We start from the raw sequence: 20,486 nt of genomic DNA, 5'->3' as shown, positions 1-20,486 counted from the left end.
CGCCGGCAGAAGTGGATTGTGCGCTCGCGGCCACCGGGAGTTACTTCGCCTTGGCAGCGTCGATGATCGCCTGCTCCGCCGAAGCGGCCTGGGCAAGCGAATCCTTGGGCGACTGGCCTTCGAGGAAGACGCGGTTGACCATGTCGATGGCGGTCTGGCGCTGGCCGGCCTCATCGAGGAACTGAGTGGTCTTGGCGTAATCGAGACCCTTGAGGAACGGCGCGTAGATCGGGTCGGCCAGGTTCGCGTCAGTCAGCGCGGCGGCGCGACGGGCAGGTAGTTCACCGACGACGTCGAGCCAGACCTTCATGGCTTCATCGGACGTGATGTAGGCCAGGAACTTCTCGGCCGCGGCCTTCTTCTCGCCGGTAGCGCCGGCGCCGATGCCGTTGGCAAAGTAGCTGGCATAGTTCGAGCGCAGGCCGTCGGCATTGGCCGGCAGTTCGACCACGCCCCACTCGAAATCGGTGATCGGCTTGAAGGCGCCCAGGCGGAAGGTGCCATCGATGGTCATGGCGGCGAGGCCAGCCTTGAAGGCGGCCTGGCCCTCATCCATAAAGCCGGCAAGGCCGACTTTCTTGTCGGTCTGCAGGCCGGTGTAGAATTCGAGAGCCTTCAGGCCCGCTTCGTCGTTATAGGCGACGTTGCCATCGGCGTCATAGGGCACGCCGCCGAACTGGCGGACGAGCACTTCGCGCCACCACTGGTGGTCCTGGCCGGCGAAATCGAGGGTGATGCCTTCCGAGGTGATGTTGCCACCGCCGTCGGTCTTGGTGGTCTTGGTGGCGACATCGACCAGTTCGTCGAGGGTCTGGGGAGGCTTAACGCCGGCTTCGTCGAGCAGCTTCTTGTTGTAGAAGAGCGCCAGCGAACGCACTGCCGTCGGAAGGCCATAATAGCTGTCGCCGCGCTTGACGGCGGTGACGATCGGGAAGAAATCAGACTCGATCTTGTCGCTCGGGAAAACCGCCGGATCAAGTGGCTGCAGGACGCCACCTTTCTGGAACTGGTCGAGCCAGCCGTAGAAGAACTGCAGGACATCCGGACCCTGGCCGGCCGCCTGCGAGGCGATGACCTTGGTCTGGTAGTCGGCGTAGGGGAAGGTCACCTGCTTGACGGTGATGTCGGGGTTGGCGGCCTCGAAATTCTTGATCAGCTGATCCATCGCGTTGACGCGAGTCTCGAAGACGTACTGCCAGTACTGGATTTCCACCGCCTGGGCGGCGGTGACGGCCATCAGGCTGAGCCCGGCAGCGAGACCGGCCAGCATGGTACGAATGCGCATGATAAACCTCCTTGTTACCCCAGTCCGGCGCCAACTCCCTCAGCGCACGAACATTTTTGTCGGAGGGGCAAGACCCGGCTTCCCCCCTTCCGAACCTCTACGCTCACTCGCCGACACGAAACTGTCAATAAAATAATCTACTTGAGTTATTCCCTCCGCCCGATCATCGTTGCAACCCTGAAAGGGATGACCGATGAGGACCAAGGCGGGGAGCCCGTCGCCGCAACAGGTGGCGATAGGCAACAATCCGGAGCGCAGCCGCGCCCACAACCGGCGTGTGGTGCTCGATGTGGTGCGCGCCCATGGACCACTCGGCCGGACCCGCATCGCGCGCCTCGCGCAGCTCACCCCGCAGGCGGTCGCCAACATCGTGGACGAGCTGGCGAGCGAGCAGATGCTGATCGAAGTCGGGCGTCTGCGCTCGGGACGCGGTCAGCCCCCGATCCAGTTCGCCGTCAACCCGAATGGTCCTATGACCGCCGGCGTCGAAGTCGCGGCCGACCACATCACCACTGTGATCCTCGACCTTGCCGGGCAGGTTAGAGCCTCGCGGGTCAGCCCCCTCGATGACAGCCGCCCCCAGCAGGTGGCCGCTATCCTGCCGAGAGAACTTTCGCTGATGCGCAAGACTATCCCTGATTGGGCCGGCAAGCTCCTTGGGGTGGGGGTAGTGATGCCAGGGCCCTTCGAGATCGAGGGCATGACCTCGGTCGGTCCGACGACCCTTCCCGGCTGGGGAGAGGTCGATGCTACCAAGCTCATCACGCGCTCAACCAGCGAAGTCGTCATCATCGAGAACGACGCCACCGCCGCCGCGGTCGGCGAGCGGCTCTTCGGGGCGGGCCGGCACCTTTCCAATTTCCTGATGATCTATTTCGGCGCCGGCTTGGGCCTGGGGATCATCCATGACGGCCAGCCACTGCGGGGCGCCTTCGGCAATGCCGGTGAAATCGGCCATGTGGTTGTGGCGCCCCGGGGCCGCCCATGCCCCTGTGGCCAGAACGGATGCCTGGAGCGCTACTCATCGGTCCAGGCTCTGCGCGAAAAGCTGGCCGAGGTCGGTATCGACGCGACGGCCGGCATCGACATCGACATCGACAGTCTGGGCGTCGAGGGACAATCGGCGTTTGCCGAATGGATCGAGGAGGCCGCCGCACATCTGGCCCCGATGGTCGCCATGCTCGAAAACATCTTCGATCCAGAAACCATAGTTTTCGGCGGATCGCTATCGGACGCGACCATAGATGCCATCATCGCGCGGCTGGCGCCCCTGCCCCGCTCGGTTTCGAGCCGCCGCATCCGGGCGCTGCCGCGCGTCATTCGCGGCCAAACAGGGAATTTGACTGCCGCCCTTGGCGCCGCCGCGCTGCCACTTCTCGAAACCTTTACGCCCAAGCTCGACCTGGCTGCGGGTCCGGTCCCAACGCCCGAGGAGGCATTCCATGTTGTCCGATCGTGAGCGCCTCGCACGCCAACAGGCGCAACCTGCGCTGGTGACCCTTCACCGCGCCCTTTCGCGCCTCCGCTCGGTGCTGACGGTGATGAACACCGGGGCGCATCCGGACGACGAACAGAGCGGCATGCTGGCCTATTTCCGCTATGGACTGGGCATGCGCGTCGTTGTGGCGTGCTCGACGCGGGGCGAAGGCGGACAGAACAGCCTGGGGCCCGAACGCACTGCCGCGCTGGGCATTATGCGAACGCGGGAGATGGAGGAAGCCGCACGCGTGCTCGATGCCGACATCGCCTGGCTCGGCCATGGACCGGACGATCCGGTGCACGACTTCGGTTTTTCCAAGAGCGGGGAAGATACGCTGGGACGCTGGGGACGCGAGCGCACCCTCGAGCGTCTGGTGCGCGCCTACCGAACCGAGCGACCTGACATCGTCATCCCAACGTTCCTCGACGTTCCAGGTCAGCATGGGCATCACCGGGCGATGACGGAAGCGGCGGAGGCGGCGCTGGAGCTGGCTGCCGACCCCGAGGCGTTTCCCGAACACTTCGAGGAAGGCCTTTCTCCCTGGACGGTTGCCAAATATTACCTGCCTGCCTGGTCGGGCGGGGGTGGGACCTATGATGACGAGGTGCCTCCGCCACCCGCAACCCTGATTGTGGAGGCCGCTGGACGCGACGAAGCGACCGGAGCGGCCTATGATAACATCGGCGAATGGTCGCGCGCCCGGCACGCCTCGCAGGGCATGGGATTCTGGCGCGAGCCCAAGACCCAATGGCCGCTGCACCTCCTGCGTGGCGCAGCGCCCGATCAGGCCAGCATCAAGGACAACCTTCCGGACAGCCTCGCCGCCCTTGACACGGGATTGGCGTACGCACCCGCTGACGCGCTGCGCGCCGGCCAGATGGCTATCGACACCGCCATCGCGGCCTTTCCGGATGCGCAGAGGATCATTGCCGCCCTGGGTCAGGCCCGCGACTCGATCAACGCAGCGCGGCAACATCTCGACGCCGATGCGGAGAACCGGATCGGTCATCGGCTCGAACGCAAGCTGCGCGAGATCGATGCGGCGATACTGACTGCCGCCGGGGTGACGGGAAGCGCCTGGGCCGAACCACATATCGTGGCGCCCGGCGGACGCTCCACGCTTTCAATCAACCTCGAGAGTGGGCGCCAAGTAGAGGCGCTGACTGCCTTCGCCAGTGGTTCCGCCTCGATTGCCGCAGGTGAAGGCGCCGAGGCGACGGGTACCTTCCAGATGCCGCTCGAGGTGTCGGCAAATGCCGAACTGTCGACGCAGTATGCGCCTTCCTTCTCCGCGCTGGGCGGGAACGGGGAAGTCTTCGTCATGGTGGAGGCCGAGATCGCCGGACGCATCGTGCGTGCCACGCTCGATCTCGATGAGCCATTCCAGATCGCGCCGGCTGCGATCGTGGCGATCGAACCGGACGCCATCCTTCTCAACCTGCGCGACGAGCGCCGCGCCTGGCCGGTGGACATCTCCTCCAGTGTCGGAGAACCCAGGCTCGAGACGCATGCCGGTTTCCATGGTCAAGCCACAACGCCGGGGCATATCGAGCTCTCGGCGCCCACCGATGTCGCGCCGGGTCGCTACGCCCTGGGCGTGCTCGCCGGCAACGTGCCGGGATATTCGCGGCGCGACATTGCCTATCCCCACATCGGGCGCACCGCTTGGTATGCGCCGCAGCGGCTCGACGTGCTGGCACTCGACCTGGCCCTGCCCGATCGCACCCGTGTCGGCTATGTCGGCGGCGGAGCGGACAATGTCGGGATCTGGCTCGAGCGGATGGGCCTTAACGTCACTTGGCTCGACAGGGAGGCCCTTCAGGGCGACCTCTCGGCCTATTCGACCATCGTCGTCGGCATCTTTGCGTTCGGACTGCGCCCGGACCTTGCGGCGGCGACCGAACGCCTGCACGACTGGGTACAGGGGGGCGGGCATCTGGTGACGCTCTACCATCGCCCTTCGGATGGATGGGACCCCACACGGACGCCGCCGCGCCGCCTCGTCATCGGATCGCCATCGCTGCGCTGGCGCGTGACCGACCCTGAGGCCCCCGTCACGATCCTCGATCCAGGCCATCCACTCCTCAACGGCCCGAACCGGATCGGACCGGGCGATTGGGCCGGGTGGGACAAGGAACGCGGGCTCTATTTCGCCTCCGAGTGGGACGACGCCTACGAACCGCTCGTGGCTCTGAACGACAAGGGCGAGACTGCTCTCAAAGGCGCTCTCCTTTCGGCCAGGGTCGGCACCGGACGCCATACGCACACCGCCCTGGGGCTCCAGCACCAGATGGATCGTCTCGTGCCCGGTGCGTTCAGACTCATGGCCAACCTTTGCGCACCGGCATCGCAAAACTAAGCCATTGAAATTGATAGACTACTGCCCGCTAGATCGAATTGGGTAATGAAAGCGTCTGCCGCTTGCTCCCTCCTAGGGTGTCAACATTTGCAAGGCACACGCTATGTCGGTGGACAAGACCTCGATATCCAAGGTCCCGGTCTATGAAAGCGGCGACCGCGCGGCGCTGCGTCGCGGGTTCTATCCGCCGGTCAAGCGACTTATCGACATCGCGGGCACTCTCGCGGGGGGCGTCGTGGCGCTGCCGCTGGTGGCGGTCTCGGCCGCCCTGGTCAAGCTGGACGGCGGACCGGCCTTCTATCACCAGAAGCGCCTCGGCAAGGACGGCAAGGTCTTCGAGATCTGGAAGCTGCGCTCGATGGTCATGGACGCCGACGAACACCTGGCCCGCTACCTCGCAGACAACCCGGAGGCCAAGGCCGAATGGGACCGCGACCAGAAGCTCAAGCACGACCCGCGGATCACCCGGGTCGGCCGCTTCCTGCGAAAGTATTCGATAGACGAGCTTCCACAGCTTTGGAATGTGTTCAAGGGCGACATGAGCCTGGTCGGCCCGCGCCCGATGTTTCCCAGCCAGCGCCAGATCTATCCGGGCAGCGCGTGCTTTGCACTGCGGCCGGGGATTACCGGGCTCTGGCAGACCAGCGCGCGCAACGCCTCTTCGTTTTCCGAGCGCGCCGACTACGACCTGCGCTATGCCCAGGAAATGTCGCTCAGCCTTGATCTAGCGATCATGATGCGCACCGTCGGCATCGTGCTAAAGGGGACCGGCTACTAATAGTAGCCGTATCCGTAGCGCGCCGGGCTGTAGCGGCACTTGTTGAGAACAACCCCCAAGAGAGTCTCGTGCTGGGCCAGATCGCGCTCGCACACGTCGATTTCCCCGACCGTCGAATACTCTGCGCCGGCAATGAGCAGCGAGCAATGCGCATTGGGCTGAAAGGCCAGGAAGTCGTCGTTGACGAGCATCGGGGGCAGATCGCAGATGATCATGTCCGGCTTGAGGTCGCGCTCGATCTCGGAAAGCGCCAGCTTGACGCCGTCCGAATGCAGCAGTTCGGCTGCTCGGCTGACCTGGGAGGTGTTGACCGCCACGGCCAGGTTCTGGCCGATGCGGGAGAAGCACTCGGAGAGGCGGACCTTGCCCTCGAAATATTCCTCGAGCTGCCGCTTGGGATTGAGCTCGAGCAGCGCGCCGACGCGCGGGCGGCGGAAATCGAGGTCGATCAGCACCACCTTGCCCTGGCGACGGCGCGCCATCGAGAACGCCAGGTTGATGGCGATCGTGGTCTTGCCGCAACCGGCAGTGGGCGAGGTGACCGCGACGCGGGTCCAGCCTTTCTCGCTCATCATAGAGGCCACGCGCGTGCGCAGCATGTCGATGGGAATATGGGCCGCATCCGGCTGCACTGCCGCGATCAGGCGGTTGTCTTCCAGCTTGGCTTGGTCGAGCCTCAACTCAGGCAGCGACTTCCAGATTTCATCGGCGGTAGGCGCCGGCGTGTTGACGGCAAACATCTTCAATCCTTGCATGCCGGACCGGCCGCTTACATCGCGCACCGCGTCCGAGCCCCCAGGCGGCGACGATCCATTAGATCTTGGCAACACCCATCCCCATTCCGTTGAAAGAACCAGTGGCGTAGTGCACGGCCACAAGAGCCAGAGCGATGACCACGATCGAGCCTGCCACCGCCATGCCGGTCAGGAGGAGACGCTGGCGCTGGCGCTCGCGCTTGGTCCTGATGATCGGGATCGTGGCCAGAGGTTCGATATCGAGCGCCCGCGTCAGTTGCACGGGTCGGCGGATCGTCTTGTTCAGGTATTCGAGCAGTGCCACCACGCCCGCTCCGACAGCGATCGCAGCCGCGATCGAGAGCAGCCCCAGCCGGGTCCGGTTCGGACTATAGGGACGCTGGGGCGGCACGGCAGGCTCGAGGATGGTGAGGCGCTCGCCCTTGGAACGCAGTTCGATCTGCTCGCCGGTCGAGGCATCGGCCAGGCGGCTGACGGCGGCGCTGTGCTGGGCCTTGACGTCGTTGTAGTCGCGCTCGAGTGCGTTGAGCACGGCCTCGTTGGCCGGCGTTGCCGCTATGGATTTGGAGAGATCGGCAAGGTCGGCCGTGATCGAGGCCTTTTCCTGGGTGATGAAGGCCAGGCGGTCATCGATCCCCGCCAGTTCCACGTCCAGGTCGGTGGCCGGGCGCTTCACATCGGCAGCGTTGGCCGCCTTGGACGCCGCCAGCACTTCTGCCTTTACGGTGGCGATCCTGGCCTTGATAGCCAGCATGTTCGGGCTGTCATCGGCATAGATGCCGGTCTGGGCGGCCAGCGTCTGTTCAAGTTGATCGAGCAGCCGTTCCTGGGGCGTCTGAGGGCCTGAGCTCACCGGCAGGGCGGCGCCGGAATTGAAGGCCTCCGTCAGGTTGGTCTTGCGGCTGCGCAGCGTCGCTTCCTCGCGCACCAGCAGTTGCAGGCGCTCCTGCTGGGACGACTGCTGGTTACGCCGGAAATCGAGGCTGTCGGGCAAGGCGTCGGCGTTCTTGTTCTTAAAGGCGAGGATCTTGCCTTCGAGATCGGTGAGGCTGGCGCTGAGCCGATCCACTTCCTGCTTGAAGAAGTCGAGCGTGTCGCCCGCGCGCGCCGTGCGCTGGCGGATGTTTTCGCTCAGGATTCGGCTGGCGATCTCGTTGGTGACATCCGCAGAGAGCTCGGGCGTTTCGGCGTCGAACGAGACGTCGAAGGTCGCCGCGCCACGCAGGTCCATCGGCAACTGTCCCACCCCGATGCGCTTTGCCATGTCCTGGGCGACGTCGAAGTCCGTCATGTTGGTGCGGCCCTCATAGACGTGAAACTGGTCGGCCAGATTGACCAGGCTCGCGGTGGTCAGGATGCTCTCTGTGATGACCTGGATCTGGGAAGGCGAGTCCGAGGCGACGGTCGAGCGTGCCAGATCAGCCGAAATCTGCGGCGTCTCCACGAGGATCTTCGAGCTCGCGCGATAGACGGGCGGGAGCAGCATCACCGTCGCGATGCCGGCGGCCGCGACCAACAGGGCAGCGCCAACGAAATAGGGAAGACGCCTCCAGAAAACCGCCAGGTAAAAGAGAATGTCCGTGCCGCTCAAAGTGTCACCCAAACATTGATTGGACTGCATGCTGCGTCACGGCCGGTCAACGGGCTATCGACCGTTGGAGCTATGGAGCGCCTGACGGTTTCATGGTCGGGTCTAGGCCTAAGGTGGTATTATCAGGTGTCGTCATGGTCGCGTTCGGAAGGCTCAATCAGGTTGGAGGCAATTGGCGCAAAGGCCTCTTGGTGACCCTCCTGGCCGGAACAATGGCCATGCCGGTCCTGGCGGCCGAGCCGGGCGGACTGGCCCCTCTGACCAAGCTGCAATTGTCGGTCGTGCAATGGAATCCGGTGGTCGGCCAGTACCAAAAGCTGGATGCGGTCAGCGGCGAAATCACCGTCGGCCCGGATCGCAGCATTACGGTGCCGCTGGTGGGGAAGCTGCCGGTCCAGGATGGCGACGTCGACAAGATCGCCGCGATCATCGCCGAGCGCATCAAGTCCCGGATCGGGCTGGTCGACCTGCCCGAGGTAACGCTCGACATCGCCGAGTACCCTCCGATCTACGTTATCGGGGACGTCACAAAGTCGGGAGAATACCCGTTCCGCCCGGACATGACCGTGCTGCAGGCGCTGGCGCTGGGCGGAGGCCCGCTCCAGCCGACAGCGGACCAGAACGGCGAGCGGACCAAGCTGCTCGGCGCCTTGCAGGCCGGTGAAGGCGACATGCTGCGCAGCCTGGCGCACATTGCCCGTTTCCAGGCAGAGCTGAGCGGGGCGAACAGCATCACCTATCCGCCCGAACTGAGCGCGGCCGCCAAGAACAGCCAAGTCGCCGAAATCATGGCGCAGGAGGAACTTGTGTTCCGTTCGCGGATCGAGGCGACCAAGCGCCAGGAAGCTTCGTTCGAAGAACTCAAGACGCTGTTGCTGGCCGAAATCGACGTGCTCCAGCAAAAAGCCGGCAACCTGGAGACGGCGATCACCTCCAAGGAAAAGGAACTGGATGGTGTCAAGACGCTGGTCGACCAGGGTATCGCCACGGTCACCCGCCGCACCGACCTCGAAACGGCCCTGACGAGCCTGCGGGCCGACCGGCTGGACAACATCACCGCCACGATGCGCGCCAAGCAGTCCCTGAGCGAGGCGCAGCGCAACCTGGCGGCGGTGCAGGATCAGCAGAAGACCGATGCGTCAGCCCAGCTTCAGGCGGAGCAGGCCAAGCTTGAGCAGTTGCGCAACACCCAGACGACCTCGCGACTGCTGTTGATCGGCCTGCCGCCGGACGCCGCGCCGGCCACGTCCGATCCGGCCCTCGATTTCGTGATCATCCGCCAGAAGGCGGGCGGCGGCACCGAACAGTTCGTCGCCGACGAAACTTCGCAGCTGGTGCCGGGCGACGTGGTCAAGGTGCTGTCGGCGGAAAAGCCCCAGCAGTCGGCGCAAGCGCCCTCAGACAGCAGCACGATGTAGGATGGGACGGGCGGCCTCGACCGCCACCTCCAACGCATTGACGACAGCCTGGACGTCAGCTTCCGGCATGCGATCATAGAGCGGCAGGATGATCGAATGCGCCTGCGCAGCCTCGGAACGCGGGAGATTGGCGCCGGCATTCGCGTAGGGCGTCTCCAGGTGCGCATTCATGATGCCGCGGCGCGTGGCGATGCCGGCATCGAGCATGGATTGCATCACCGAGCGCTGGTCGAGGTCGGGCGCCAGGGTTACGCAATAGCTCTGCCAGTTCGAGCGAGCCCAATTGGCTTCGATGGGCGCCGCAACGCCCTCTATCCCGCCGATCAGGTCGCCGTAGAGTCCGGCGAGCCGGCGGCGTGCCTCCACGATCCCGGGGAGCCGGCCGAGCTGCACGCGACCGACGGCTGCCTGCAGGTCGGTCATCCGGTAGTTGAAGCCCACTTCGTTATAGGCCTCGAAGACGACCTGGCTCGATGCATGGCGCACCGCGTCGGGAACCGACATGCCGTGCTGCCGCCACAGGCGGAATTTCTGATCATATTGCGGGTTGTTGGTAGTGAGCATGCCACCATCGCCCGTGGTAATGACCTTGCGGGGATGGAAGGAAAAGCAGGCGATATCGCCATGCGGGCGGCCGACCTTCTGCCAGGCGCCTTCCCACTCGATCTCGCTGCCGATGGCACAGGCGGCGTCCTCGATTACGGGGACGGCATGCCTGCGCCCGATGGCGACGATCGCCGCGAGGTCGCATGGCATCCCGAGTTGGTGGACGCAGAGAATGGCCCTGGTACGCGGCGTGATCGCCGCCTCGACGAGAGCGGGGTCGATATTGAAGCCGGTGGCCTCGATATCGACGAAGACCGGCTTGGCCCGGCAATAGGTGATGGCGTTGGCCGTAGCGATGAAGCTGTGGCTGACGGTGATGACTTCGTCACCCTCTCCCACGCCCAAAGCCAGCAGGGCCAGGTGCAGCGCCGTGGTGCAGTTGGAGACCGCACAGGCATGGCTCGCGCCGACATAGGCGGCGAACTCGCTTTCGAACGCGGCGACTTCAGGGCCCTGCGTCACCCAGCCGGACAGAATGACGCGACGGGTCGCTTCGGCCTCTTCCTCGCCCAGGTTGGGCAGGGCCACCGGGATCTTGCGCATGGTCAGACCGCCTCACGCCGGGAAGCGAACACCTCGTCGCTCCACCATTCGACCAGTTCGCGCAACCCGTCCTTGAGCGAGATGGATGCCTCAAAGCCGATGCGGTTGCGAGCACGGCTGACATCGGCCAGGCGCCGGGGCACGGGGTTCACCTTGCGGGCGGGACCGTACTCCGGCGTGAGGCTCGATCCCATGACTTCGAGCAGGGTATCGGCGAGTTCACGCAGGCTGGTTTCGGTGCCGCTGCCGACGTTGAACACCGCGTCGGTCACGTCTGACTTGGCCGCCAGCACATTGGCGCGCGCCACGTCGCGGGCATTGATGAAGTCCATGGTCTGTAGCCCATCGCCCAAGATCAGCGGAGGCTGGCCGGCGGCGATGCGCTCCATCCAGCGGATCAACACTTCGGTATAGACGCCATAGGCGTCCATGCGCGGGCCGTAGACGTTGAAATAGCGCAGCGCCACGTATTTGAGGCCGTACATCTCGGCAAAGCTGCGCAGGAGGCCTTCGTTGTAGACCTTGGCCGCTCCATAGATGGTGCGGTTGTTGTAGGGGTGGTGATCCTCGTCGGTCGGGAACAGGTCGGCGGCGCCGAGCACGGAGGCGGAGGACGCTGCAACCACTTTGGAGACGCCGGCGGCCACAGCGGCTTCGAGTACGTTGAACGTTCCCGTCGAGAGGACGTCATGGGCGAGGCGCGGCTCCTGGGCACATTGCGTGATCCGAATGGCGGCCTGATGAAAGACGATATCGATATCCTCCATTACCCGCTGCACCACGGCGGTGTCGCGGATGTCGCCCTGCACCATGGTGATCGGATAGATGGCGCTGGCCGGGGCGAGGTTTTCGCGACGGCCACGATCAAAATTGTCGAGGACCACAATCTCGCGCGGGCTTTCGCCGGCGAGGATTTCAGCGATATGGGAGCCGATGAGACCGGCCCCGCCAGTGATCAGTATCCGCTTACCCCTCATGGTGCGCCTCCTTGTCATCGCGCATCCGAAGTTTCCGCGCCGGTACGCCGGCGACGATCGAGAATGGTTCGACATCGGCGGTTACGACCGCCCCTGCCCCAACGATGGCGCCGCGGCCGATGGTGACGCCGGGAAGAATGACCGAGCCGGTGCCGATATCGGCCCAGGCTTCCACGCGAACCGGCTTGATGAGCAGGTCGGTGGCGATGATGGGTCGGTCGAGCGGCATCCCGGTATGCTCGGAGCCGAGCACGCGCGATCCGGGGCCCCAGCCGACATGGTCCTCGATGACGATGTCGCGGGCGTCGATGAAGACTTGCGGGCCGATCCAGACGTGGTCGCCGATGCGGCAATGGCCATCGAACCGGCCCTGGATGAAGGCGCCGTGCCCGAAGAACACACCCGCCCCGATATCCATGGTCTCCAGGTGCTTGAAGCCGACATTGGCTTCCACCCGCACGCCCGGTCCGCAGCGCCGCGCGGCGGCATTGACGATGGCCTTGCGCATGAGCTGGTCGACCATGCCCTCGCCGGCCGAGAAGCGGCCATAGAGTTCGACCAGCGCCTTGGTGTCGTATTTTTCCCTGAGGTCGAGCACGAGACCTTCGAGGTAGTCGACATCGACCGGCGCCTTCTGGGCGTGGACGGCGGGAACCAGGCGATCCTGGAGCGTGGTCACGCTAGAGGACATAGGCATCCTGCTTTATGGCGTCGGCCACGGTCTGAATCTGACGCGAGGTCATCTCCGGGAAGATGGGGAGCGACAGCACTTCGCGTGCAAGCGTCTCGGTCACGGGAAAGTCGCCCTCGCCGTAGCCGAGATCGGCATGCGCCTTCTGCAAATGGACGGGGATGGGATAGTGCAGCCCGGTGTGGACGCCTTCGCTCGCCAGGTGCCGGCGCAGACCTTCGCGGTCGCGGGTCCGTACGGCGAACACGTGGTAGACGTGGCGTCGACCCGGCAGTTCGGCGGGGAGCCGGAGGCTTTCGACTTCGCTCAGAAGCTGGCGATACTGAGCCGCCACAGCGCGCCGGGCCTCGGTCCAGTCTTCGAGATAGCGCAGCTTGACGTCAAGAACCGCGCCCTGGATGGCGTCCATCCGGTAGTTGAAGCCCTTGAGGACATGGTTGTAGCGCTCGGCCTGCCCCCAGTCGCGCAGCGAGCGCATGGTGCGCATTTGCTCTTCGCTGTTGGTGACGACGATGCCGCCTTCCCCACACGCGCCCAGGTTCTTGCCGGGATAGAAGGAGAAGGCCGCCGACAGCCCCATGCTGCCGGCACGATGCCCGTGATAGGCCGCGCCGTGGGCCTGACAGGCATCCTCGATGATGACCAGCCCGTGGTTGACCGCAATGGACTGAAGCGCGTCCATGTCGGCCATCTGGCCGTAGAGGTGGACGGGGACAATGGCCTTGGTGCGCGGGGTGATGGCAGCCTCGACCTTTGCGGGATCGATGGCGAAGCTATCCGGTTCGACATCCACGAAGACGGGCGTCGCCCCGGCATAGATGATGGCGGACACGGTGGCCACGAAGGTAAAGGGCGTCGTGATCACCTCATCGCCCGGTCCGATATTGGCCGCCAGGAACGCCAGATGCAGGGCACTGGTGCCGCTGTTTACGGCGATGGCATGCTCGACGCCGCAATAGGCGGCAAACGCCTTTTCGAAGCGCTCGACCGGCTCGCCCAGAATGTAGGCCCCCGAGGCCAGCACATCGAGGACAGCCGCATCCAGCTCGGGCTTGAGCGCCGCATATTGGGCGCGCAGATCGAGAAGTGGGATCACGCCAGGCATTTGACGCCCTCCAGGTTCACCATGGCGCCGCCACGGGCCAATGACTTGGAAGCGGCTTCGAGGATCGAGACGACACGCAGGCCCGCCATGGCGTCGGCCGTGGGCGTCTTGCCGTGCTCGACACAGGAGACGAACTCGCGCAGCTCGCAGGCCAGGGCCTCGCCCAGGTCGAGCTGGGGCGCCCACATGTCGCCGGTTCGATAGCCGACGCGCAGCTGGTCTTCCTTGTTGCGGCGCGAGGGCGAGCGCGAGTCGATGACCACGCCCTTGTCGTAAACCTTGATCTTCTCGCTCGGCTCAAGATCGTCATAGACGATCATCTTGCGGCTGCCGCCGACCAGGGTGCGCCGGACCTTGACCGGCGCCAGCCAGTTGACGTGCACATGCGCGATGAGATTGCTCTGGTAGTGGAGGGTCAGGTAGGCGATGTCCTCGGGCTTGCCGGGAAGGTGGCTGGTGCCGGTCGCAGAGACGGCCACAGGCCGTTCGCGCAGCACGAAATCCATGATCGAAAGGTCATGGACCGCCAGGTCCCAGAGCACCGACACATCGCTCTGGAAAAGGCCCAGGTTGATGCGCACCGAGTCATAGTAATAGAGATCGCCCACGACATCATCGATGAGCTCGCGCATCTTCTTGATCGCGCCGGTGTGGATGAAGGTATGGTCCACGGCCAGCACGAGATTGCGCCGCGCCGCCTCATCGACCAGCCGGGAAGCCTTGTCGGCGGAGGCGGCCATGGGCTTTTCGACCAGCACATGCTTGCCCGCCTGCAGAGCCTTCATGGCCAGCGGGTAATGGGAGGCGACCGGCGTCGAGATGGCGACGGCGTCGACCTTGGGATCCTTGAGGATCTCATCGAAATCCTCGGTGATGTTGACGGATGGATAACGGCTGCGGACGCCCGCAAGCCGTTCGGTCTGCAGGTCGCAGACCCAGCGCAGGTCTGCCCCCGGCACTTCCCAGAGGTTTCGAACCAGGTTGGGGCCCCAATAGCCGTATCCGACGACCGCTACTCCGATCATGATGCAAGCTCGCTATAAATGTGGGATGCGACGTCGGGCGCCTGCCCAACGATGCGCGCAGGAACGCCGGCGACGATGGCGCCGTCCGGCACGTCTCGGGTGACGGTGGCACCGGCGGCGACGAGGGCATAGCGACCGATGGTGACCCCGCCCAGGATTGTCGCGTTGCTGCCGATGGATGCGCCGGACTTGACGAGGACCGGGGATACCGACCAGTCGTCGGTTCCCTGCAACTCGCCTGCCGCATTGACGGCGCGCGGAAACTTGTCGTTGGTGAACATGACGCCGTGGCCCACGAACACCGCATCTTCGAGCGTCACGCCCTCGCAAAGGAAGCTGTGGCTGGAAATCTTGCAGCGTTCGCCGACAGTGACGCCCCGCTGAATCTCGACGAACGTGCCGATGCGGCTGCCCGCACCGATCGTGCAGTCGTAGAGATTGACGAGATCGGGATGGTAGATCACCGCCCCTTCGCCCAGCGTCACGCCCTTGATCATTGTCTGCCTCACCTGGCCCTTTGCGCCATGACGGGACACTAGGCGGGGGGTGGGAGGCATCGAATAGCTAAATGGGGTTAGGAGCTTGACCGCGCCGGACAGGGCGTCATTGACGGCCTCTCGCGGGAGCCCGCAGTCATTTCGAGCTAGTTGACTGGGAGGGGTGCATGGATTGACTTCGTCCTGTACCCTTGGAACGACCTCCATGCTGCAAGCCCGCGAACAGCCCGGATATAATACCCGGCAACTGACGCGCCCTCCGCGAGAGGGCAGCGGGCGGCGGTCGGCCGTACCCCGGCAAAGTGCTGCAGCGGTTGAGGAAACCGGAGAACATGCCGCCAGGCTCGCCTGGCCGACGAAGCTCTTCCTCGTTTCGCTCTTCATCCCCTGGCTGGTGACGCTGGGCGGCACGACATTCACCGTCTCGCGTCTCGTGCTGCTCGTCCTGGCCGTGCCGTTGCTGATCAAATGGATCAAGCTTGCGGCGACCAGCTTCAAGGCAACTGACGGACTGCTGATCGGCTATGTGGGGTGGGCCGCGCTCTGCCTCTTTTTCGCCCATGGCGCAGACGAAGCCATGCGGTCGGCGGGACTGCTTTTTGCCGAAACTCTGCCGCCCTACATGCTGGCGCGTGTCTACATCCGGTCCCTGGCCGACCTGAGAGCCGTCCTCAAGTTCCTGTTCTATGCGCTCTGCGCGCTCGCCGCCTTTGCGGTCTACGAGTCGATCACAGGCAAGAACATCGTCGGGAACGTCTTTGCGATGGTTCTGCCGACCTTCCCTCTCGAAACGCTCGAGATGCGCGCGGGCATCTGGCGGGCGCAATCGGTGTTCGAGCACTCCATCCACCTGGGCGTTTTCGCCGCAAGCCTGCTGCCCTTCCTGCTGCTCCTGCCACAGGGGAAGAGCATGATGATGCGCGTGGCAGGTCCGGCCGCATCGCTCCTGGCAACCTTCCTGTCGCTGTCGTCGGGGCCGATCGCGGTGGCAGCGGCGCAGATCGTCCTGGTGGCCTGGGACCGTATCGCCCGCAGGAATCCCTATCGCTGGACGATCGTCCTGCTCGGGCTGGCGGCGATCTACGTGGTGCTGGCGCTGGCCTCCAAGCGCAGCGTGGTCGAGATCTACATTACCTATTTCACTTTCAGCCAGCAGTCGTCGTGGTACCGGATGGCCATCTGGACCTATACGTCCGCCTCAGTCGCCACGCATCCCTGGTTCGGCATCGGCTTTGCCGACTGGGCGCGGCCCAACTGGATGTATTCGACGATCGATATCTACTGGATGGTGCAGGCGGTGCGCTACGGACTGCCCGGCGCCGCGCTTCTCATCCTCGCCTATCTGGCCTCGATCGTAGATGCTGTGCGCGCGCGAACTTTCGACCCCGACATCCAACTCGCCAGGACCGCCTATGTCGTTTCGATGGTCGGGTTCTTCATCGGTGGTCTGACGGTGCATTTCTGGGGCGCGATCGGCGTCTATTTCATGTTCATGTTGGGAGCCGGATCCTGGATGAGCGATGCGTCCCGGGAGACCGTTCGCATCCCTCGACGGGCGGCGACAGCCGGTGGAGCATGAAAGCCATGGGCTCCGTGCAACACGTCATCCTCACGCGCTTCAACCTCCCCTCGGCGGGCAATGAGAGCTATGTCCGCGAGCGGGAGGGGTGGCTCAAGGGACGCGTGGCCCTGTTCGAGCGATATTGCCTTCCTTCGGTAGCTGCGCAGACTTCCAGGGCATTCGACTGGATCATCTATTTCGACCCGGCCAGCCCTCCGTGGCTTCTGGCGTGGATCGCCGAACATGCGGCCGCCGGCGAGTTTCGACCGATCTTTCGCGCGCAAGTCTCGCTCGCCGACCGGCTGGAGGATATCGCGGCCCGGCCCGGCTTCGAGACGCCAGCGTTCCTGATCACCACCAATCTCGACAACGACGACGGACTGGCGGCCGACTATGTCGAGCGCCTGCAAGCGGTCGAGCCCTCCGACCAGCCCATGGCGGTCTACTTCGCCAACGGCATCATCCGAACCCATCAGGCGGCCTATTTCCGCGTCGACCGGCGCAACGCCTTCTGCAACGTCATCGAACCCTGGGAGGGCGCGCTGACCTGCTGGGCCGCACACCATGACAAACTCAACCAGGTAATGGACGAGCGACGCATCGATGGCCCGCCCGCCTGGCTCCAGGTCGTCCACGATACCAATGTCAGCAATCGCGCGCGCGGGCGGCTGATCTCGCCGCGCCGCCACGCCGAGCGGTTCGGCAGGCTGCTCGACGATCTGGCCGAGCCCTCAAGCACTGACTACATGGGCGAATATCTGCTCCACGCACCCCAGCGCGCGATCCGAGAGGCCGCGCGCGCGGGCACCAAGCGTCTGGTCTACGCGGTGGGAGGAGCCGACGGAGCCGATCGCGTCAAGGCGGCGTGGACGCGGTTGCGTCACGGCCATCACACGCGGCACTAGGCGGGCGTGATCGCCGCCTTGAGACCTGCAGGATAGATGCCGCCGCGCGGCAGCCGCAAGGCTTCCCCCGTTGCGACCCCGGCCCGAAACAGGGCCGTGCTGAGCTTGCCGTGATAATTGCCGAAGTAGCGGATGCGGTTGGCCGTCAGCATGGCGTGGAGGTAGGGACTGGTGCCCGCCTCGCCCCCCACATGAACGGCACTGGCGCGCGGTTCGTATACGACCTTGAGGCCGCTCTCGCGAGCCCGGCGCATGTAGTCGGTTTCCTCGCTGTAGAGGAAATAGCTTTCGTCCCAATCGCCAAGCACGCGCCGCGCCTGTGCGCCGATCAACACGGCCGCCCCGGTCACCCAGGCAACGCTGCCGCCGCAGCGATAGATGGCAGGATGGGCAACGATCTCGCTCAACCCGAGGCGGGCGGCCAGATGCCCGCCCATGATGGCCTCGGACCAGACGGTGACGAGCGATGGCTCGCGGCGAACCGAATGGGCCAGGTGGCCATCCGGCTCGATGAGGCGCGGACCGACTATCCCGACGTTGGGCCCCCGAAGCCTCTCGACCAGCATGGACGCCGCGCCGTGCCCCAGGCGCAGGTCGGCGTTGAGCACCAGGACATGATCGTCGGGATCGATGAGCCGGTAGCCAGCATTGATGCCGGCGGCATAGCCGGCATTGCGCCCCATCTCTATGACCTCAGCACCGATCGGATGGGATCGCGCCAGAGCGCATGTGTCGTCGTGGGACTGGTTGTCAATCACCAGAATGCGCGACCGTTCGATGCCATCGAGTCCGGACGGCAAGGAGTCTAGCAAGCCACCGAGTGCGTCGGCGCTATTGTAGGTAACGATGATGATCGAGAGGCTGTCTGGCATGGCATTACTCGTTCAGGACAACTTGTTCCAGCTCGCCAGGTGTTGAGGCGACCAGTTCCGCCCCATCAACTGCAACATGCGCGCGGCGCGATAGGTCCGGATGCGGATGAGGACGCCCGAGGCCAGCAGCCTCGAGCGAAGTCCGGAAAGCTCGGGCGAAAGCGCCAGGACGAAAAGGTCGCGCAGGGGCGAACCCGCCATGGCAACGCTCTGGAGGACCCAGCGGGCATTGGATCGCCGCTCGGCGTGATTGTGGGCGACGAGGCGGTCCATACGCTGCGCCAGTTCGGCGAAGTCGGTGCATCCGGACGTGGAGACGCGGGCGGATGGTTCGTAGCCGATGGTGTGGCCGAGCGCGGCTGCCCGCTGGCCCCAGGCGCGATCCTCGGCCCGGCTGACGCCGTCGAACGGGCCAACGGCCTCGAAGACGCGGCGGCGTACGGCCATGTTGCCAGTCGCCGCGTAGTGGTCGCGTTCGACGAAGAGCTTTACCCGGTAGGAGAAGACGCTTTCATAGGCTTCGACACCCGTCGGGCGCCCCGGGATTGCCGAATCCACCAGGATCCGCCCGGCGATGACGTCAAGGTCGCGATCACGCTCGAAGGCGGCGGCGAGATTGGCCAGCCATTCAGGATCGGCACGACAATCGGCGTCGATGAAGGCGATGATGTCACCACGCGCGATTGCGGCGGCGCGGTTGCGCGCCGGGCCTGGGCCGGGGCGGGTTTCGACCACGACCGTGGTCGTCACCGCGCGGGGGCATTGCGCGCGCGGCATCTCGCGCGAGCCGTTGTCGGCGACGATGACCTCGAAAGGAGGCGCATTGGGCGATTGGGCATCAAGCCGCGCCAGGCAGCGTTCGAGTTCCGCGTTGTCGTTGAGATGCGGGATGACGACGCTGACGCGCGGAACGGACGTCATCCGCCTGCTCCCTGGTCCTGAAGGCTGCGCTGCAGGCGCCGGCGGGCGCCGCGCACGCGCAAGGGGTGGCCGCGACGGCCGAGTTCGTGACGCAGCCGGAGGATGGCGCCGGTGATCTGGCTGGAGGCGGAGGCGACTTCGGAGACGTCGAGGAACACAGGCTTGCCGGCCGCAGCGACGGTGGCGAAGGCCGCGAAGACCTGGTCGTTGGACCGGTCGGTGAGCCGCCCGGCAAGACGCACGACGGCGGTATCGGATTTGAGTTCGACATCGACACGGGCGTGGTCGGGGTAGACGAATTGGACTAGCTGGGAAAGCCGGCTGGAAAGGGCCTGCGGGACGACATCGAACGACAGCAGGCGACCGAGGGCGAGAGCATCGTCCCAGTAGCGCTTGGCGAGTTTGGGTTCGCGCGTGATGCGCCAGACCCACTCCATCCCCAGCGCCTGCCATCGCCCCGGCGCGCGTTCGATGGTGCCGGCCACGAAATTCACCGCAGCACCGAAATGGCTGCGGATGGGGACGCGCAAACGGCTACCATTACGCATGAGCCAGGCCTGCCCACGCGCCGCTCCCAGGGCAACGATGAGGAAATCGGGCTGGGCGTCGTTGATGGCGTCGATCACTTCCTGGCGGCTCAGTTCTTCCATGCTCCCGAAGCCCGGATCGAGCGCGCCGACGCAGCAGATGGCCGGCGAGCGCGACGCGTTGAGCTTGCGGCGCGCAAGGTCCGCCACGCCGCTGGCGCCGCCCAGGAAGAAGACCCGCAGGGGACGGCCAAGCCCGTTGTCGGCGCGGGCACGCAAGACCTCGAGGATGTCTGCTCCCGACACGCGCGCGATGGGCCGGCCACAAACGAGTTTGCAGAGCAACAGCACGCCGACACCATCGACGGTACACAGGTCGCTTTCGATCAGCGAATTGCGGAAGCCGCGATCGCGCGCGCTCAGGGCGATGAAGTTGGAGTTGACGGTGGAGATCAGCAGCGGCTCGCGCGTCCGGGCGGCAGCGTCGATCTCCCGCACGACAGCGGCCATATCGACCAGGTCGATCGGGATGCCGGTTATTTCGAGGCTCGCGTGAGCTGCGTGGAACACGAAGGTCGCCCATTTGGTGT

Annotated in this window: 18 protein-coding genes; 6 read left to right on the top strand and 12 right to left on the bottom strand. The window is 65.0% G+C overall.

What is annotated here, in order from left to right:
- Window positions 1-40: 40 nt before the first annotated feature.
- Window positions 41-1,285 carry an extracellular solute-binding protein gene (locus FNA67_RS02175; protein ID WP_147654892.1) on the bottom strand — a complete coding sequence of 415 codons (1,245 nt, stop codon included), beginning with the start codon at window positions 1,283-1,285 and terminating at the stop codon, window positions 41-43.
- 193 nt (window positions 1,286-1,478) lie between these two features.
- On the opposite strand from FNA67_RS02175, the gene FNA67_RS02170 reads away from it, so the two are divergent.
- From FNA67_RS02170 to FNA67_RS02160, 3 genes are all read left to right on the top strand, one after another.
- On the top strand, window positions 1,479-2,744 hold the full coding sequence (locus tag FNA67_RS02170) for an ROK family transcriptional regulator (protein WP_147654891.1): 1,266 nt from the start codon (window positions 1,479-1,481) through the stop codon (window positions 2,742-2,744).
- Window positions 2,728-5,124: a PIG-L family deacetylase gene (locus FNA67_RS02165; RefSeq protein ID WP_147654890.1), complete on the top strand. Its 2,397-nt coding sequence runs from the start codon at window positions 2,728-2,730 to the stop codon at window positions 5,122-5,124. Before FNA67_RS02170 ends, FNA67_RS02165 begins: the two co-directional genes overlap by 17 nt.
- A gap of 103 nt (window positions 5,125-5,227) precedes the next feature.
- A complete protein-coding gene (locus FNA67_RS02160) occupies window positions 5,228-5,902 on the top strand; it encodes a sugar transferase (RefSeq protein WP_147654889.1) in 675 nt (224 codons plus the stop codon).
- Here FNA67_RS02160 and FNA67_RS02155 read toward each other — a convergent pair.
- Both FNA67_RS02155 and FNA67_RS02150 read right to left on the bottom strand, forming a co-directional pair.
- A complete protein-coding gene (locus tag FNA67_RS02155) occupies window positions 5,899-6,642 on the bottom strand; it encodes a CpsD/CapB family tyrosine-protein kinase (RefSeq protein WP_049707515.1) in 744 nt (247 codons plus the stop codon). The genes FNA67_RS02160 and FNA67_RS02155 overlap by 4 nt on opposite strands.
- A 73-nt stretch (window positions 6,643-6,715) precedes the next feature.
- A complete protein-coding gene (locus FNA67_RS02150; RefSeq protein ID WP_049707514.1) occupies window positions 6,716-8,248 on the bottom strand; it encodes a GumC family protein in 1,533 nt (510 codons plus the stop codon).
- 212 nt (window positions 8,249-8,460) lie between these two features.
- On the opposite strand from FNA67_RS02150, the gene FNA67_RS02145 reads away from it, so the two are divergent.
- Window positions 8,461-9,666 carry a polysaccharide biosynthesis/export family protein gene (locus FNA67_RS02145; protein ID WP_145976859.1) on the top strand — a complete coding sequence of 402 codons (1,206 nt, stop codon included), beginning with the start codon at window positions 8,461-8,463 and terminating at the stop codon, window positions 9,664-9,666.
- Here the strand turns inward: FNA67_RS02145 and FNA67_RS02140 are convergent.
- The 6 genes from FNA67_RS02140 to FNA67_RS02115 are packed head-to-tail and all read right to left on the bottom strand — an operon-like array spanning window position 9,646 to window position 15,110.
- A complete protein-coding gene (locus FNA67_RS02140; protein WP_049707512.1) occupies window positions 9,646-10,815 on the bottom strand; it encodes a DegT/DnrJ/EryC1/StrS family aminotransferase in 1,170 nt (389 codons plus the stop codon). The genes FNA67_RS02145 and FNA67_RS02140 overlap by 21 nt on opposite strands.
- 2 nt (window positions 10,816-10,817) lie before the next feature.
- Window positions 10,818-11,792 carry an NAD-dependent epimerase/dehydratase family protein gene (locus tag FNA67_RS02135; RefSeq protein ID WP_147654888.1) on the bottom strand — a complete coding sequence of 325 codons (975 nt, stop codon included), beginning with the start codon at window positions 11,790-11,792 and terminating at the stop codon, window positions 10,818-10,820.
- The gene (locus FNA67_RS02130) at window positions 11,782-12,483 is read right to left on the bottom strand and encodes an acyltransferase (protein ID WP_049707510.1); all 702 of its coding nucleotides are present in this window, start codon (window positions 12,481-12,483) and stop codon (window positions 11,782-11,784) included. Before FNA67_RS02130 ends, FNA67_RS02135 begins: the two co-directional genes overlap by 11 nt.
- Window positions 12,473-13,579 carry a DegT/DnrJ/EryC1/StrS family aminotransferase gene (locus FNA67_RS02125; RefSeq protein ID WP_147658115.1) on the bottom strand — a complete coding sequence of 369 codons (1,107 nt, stop codon included), beginning with the start codon at window positions 13,577-13,579 and terminating at the stop codon, window positions 12,473-12,475. The genes FNA67_RS02130 and FNA67_RS02125 overlap by 11 nt, the downstream gene beginning before the upstream one ends.
- The gene (locus tag FNA67_RS02120; RefSeq protein ID WP_049707509.1) at window positions 13,576-14,613 is read right to left on the bottom strand and encodes a Gfo/Idh/MocA family protein; all 1,038 of its coding nucleotides are present in this window, start codon (window positions 14,611-14,613) and stop codon (window positions 13,576-13,578) included. Before FNA67_RS02120 ends, FNA67_RS02125 begins: the two co-directional genes overlap by 4 nt.
- Window positions 14,610-15,110, bottom strand: a complete 501-nt coding sequence (locus FNA67_RS02115) for an acyltransferase (protein WP_147654887.1) — start codon at window positions 15,108-15,110, stop codon at window positions 14,610-14,612. The genes FNA67_RS02120 and FNA67_RS02115 overlap by 4 nt, the downstream gene beginning before the upstream one ends.
- A gap of 205 nt (window positions 15,111-15,315) precedes the next feature.
- Between FNA67_RS02115 and FNA67_RS02110 the strand changes: the two genes are divergently transcribed.
- Window positions 15,316-16,689, top strand: a complete 1,374-nt coding sequence (locus tag FNA67_RS02110) for an O-antigen ligase family protein (protein ID WP_147654886.1) — start codon at window positions 15,316-15,318, stop codon at window positions 16,687-16,689.
- A gap of 5 nt (window positions 16,690-16,694) precedes the next feature.
- Window positions 16,695-17,576: a glycosyltransferase gene (locus FNA67_RS02105; RefSeq protein WP_170267181.1), complete on the top strand. Its 882-nt coding sequence runs from the start codon at window positions 16,695-16,697 to the stop codon at window positions 17,574-17,576.
- On the opposite strand, the gene FNA67_RS02100 is transcribed toward FNA67_RS02105, so the two are convergent.
- Genes FNA67_RS02100 through FNA67_RS02090 form a run of 3 tightly spaced genes read right to left on the bottom strand, consistent with a single transcriptional unit; the run spans window position 17,573 to window position 20,466 of the window.
- Window positions 17,573-18,448 carry a glycosyltransferase gene (locus FNA67_RS02100; protein ID WP_147654884.1) on the bottom strand — a complete coding sequence of 292 codons (876 nt, stop codon included), beginning with the start codon at window positions 18,446-18,448 and terminating at the stop codon, window positions 17,573-17,575. The two genes, FNA67_RS02105 and FNA67_RS02100, sit on opposite strands and share 4 nt — an antisense overlap.
- Before the next feature lie 12 nt (window positions 18,449-18,460).
- Entirely contained in the window at window positions 18,461-19,369 is a 909-nt protein-coding gene (locus FNA67_RS02095) for a glycosyltransferase family 2 protein (RefSeq protein WP_147654883.1), read from the bottom strand.
- Window positions 19,366-20,466, bottom strand: a complete 1,101-nt coding sequence (locus FNA67_RS02090) for a WecB/TagA/CpsF family glycosyltransferase (RefSeq protein WP_147654882.1) — start codon at window positions 20,464-20,466, stop codon at window positions 19,366-19,368. The genes FNA67_RS02095 and FNA67_RS02090 overlap by 4 nt, the downstream gene beginning before the upstream one ends.
- Window positions 20,467-20,486 lie beyond the last annotated feature (20 nt).

Origin of the sequence: Youhaiella tibetensis (genome assembly GCF_008000755.1) — a bacterium.
GTDB lineage: Bacteria > Pseudomonadota > Alphaproteobacteria > Rhizobiales > Devosiaceae > Paradevosia > Paradevosia tibetensis.
This window is presented reverse-complemented; position numbering and strand designations above follow the sequence as displayed.

Coding starts and splice junctions, on each gene's coding strand:
- FNA67_RS02175 (WP_147654892.1), bottom strand. CDS start 1,285: ATGCGCATTCGTACCATGCTGGCCGGTCTCGCTGCCGGGCTCAGCCTG.
- FNA67_RS02170 (WP_147654891.1), top strand. CDS start 1,479: ATGAGGACCAAGGCGGGGAGCCCGTCGCCGCAACAGGTGGCGATAGGC.
- FNA67_RS02165 (WP_147654890.1), top strand. CDS start 2,728: ATGTTGTCCGATCGTGAGCGCCTCGCACGCCAACAGGCGCAACCTGCG.
- FNA67_RS02160 (WP_147654889.1), top strand. CDS start 5,228: ATGTCGGTGGACAAGACCTCGATATCCAAGGTCCCGGTCTATGAAAGC.
- FNA67_RS02155 (WP_049707515.1), bottom strand. CDS start 6,642: ATGTTTGCCGTCAACACGCCGGCGCCTACCGCCGATGAAATCTGGAAG.
- FNA67_RS02145 (WP_145976859.1), top strand. CDS start 8,461: ATGGCCATGCCGGTCCTGGCGGCCGAGCCGGGCGGACTGGCCCCTCTG.
- FNA67_RS02140 (WP_049707512.1), bottom strand. CDS start 10,815: ATGCGCAAGATCCCGGTGGCCCTGCCCAACCTGGGCGAGGAAGAGGCC.
- FNA67_RS02135 (WP_147654888.1), bottom strand. CDS start 11,792: ATGAGGGGTAAGCGGATACTGATCACTGGCGGGGCCGGTCTCATCGGC.
- FNA67_RS02130 (WP_049707510.1), bottom strand. CDS start 12,483: ATGTCCTCTAGCGTGACCACGCTCCAGGATCGCCTGGTTCCCGCCGTC.
- FNA67_RS02120 (WP_049707509.1), bottom strand. CDS start 14,613: ATGATCGGAGTAGCGGTCGTCGGATACGGCTATTGGGGCCCCAACCTG.
- FNA67_RS02115 (WP_147654887.1), bottom strand. CDS start 15,110: ATGATCAAGGGCGTGACGCTGGGCGAAGGGGCGGTGATCTACCATCCC.
- FNA67_RS02110 (WP_147654886.1), top strand. CDS start 15,316: ATGCTGCAAGCCCGCGAACAGCCCGGATATAATACCCGGCAACTGACG.
- FNA67_RS02105 (WP_170267181.1), top strand. CDS start 16,695: ATGGGCTCCGTGCAACACGTCATCCTCACGCGCTTCAACCTCCCCTCG.
- FNA67_RS02100 (WP_147654884.1), bottom strand. CDS start 18,448: ATGCCAGACAGCCTCTCGATCATCATCGTTACCTACAATAGCGCCGAC.
- FNA67_RS02095 (WP_147654883.1), bottom strand. CDS start 19,369: ATGACGTCCGTTCCGCGCGTCAGCGTCGTCATCCCGCATCTCAACGAC.